This is a genomic window from Treponema sp. R6D11, from assembly GCF_054786075.1.
In genome coordinates this window covers 1-476 of record NZ_BDHD01000850.1, presented here as the reverse complement: position 1 = coordinate 476, position 476 = coordinate 1, and the positions used below count along the sequence as shown (strand labels likewise).

The following is a 476-nucleotide window of genomic DNA, read 5'->3' as shown; positions in this document are numbered from 1 at the left end:
GCCTGTAACAATTACGGTATTCTGGAATTTTTTTACCGAATTAGCTTCCATTTCCAGCGCGGGAGTAGAGACAAGTATCTTACGCCACAATTTGTTAAATTGGACAGTACCAGCCGGGAGAAGCACGTCGTTTGTAAAGAACGATAAAAGAGAAATAATTATCCCCACTGTAATAGCCGGGAAAAAGACATTTTTATACGATAAACCCGATGAAAGCATAACAAGAATTTCGTTATCTGATGTTAAACGTCCTACAGTCATAAGAGTGCCTACAAGACACGCAAAAGGAGCCGACATTGCAATTACAGTAGGCAAAGAAAAAAGAATTAAAAGCGCGACTTGGTTAAAAGGCACGCGCTTAGTAAGAATTTCTTTCGCCATAAGGAGTATTTGGTTTACAAAGAAAATAAAAAAGAAAAAGCAAAAACAAATTACAAAAGAAAAAAGCATTTCTTTTAATATATATTGAAATATAG

The 476-nt window shown here is 35.5% G+C and carries 1 protein-coding gene; it reads right to left on the bottom strand.

All coding sequences use genetic code 11. The features are described from left to right. Positions 1-474 (bottom strand): LptF/LptG family permease (locus tag ACYVTD_RS16465; protein WP_461248744.1); only part of this gene is annotated, 474 nt, incomplete at its 3' end. Positions 475-476: the final 2 nt, after the last annotated feature.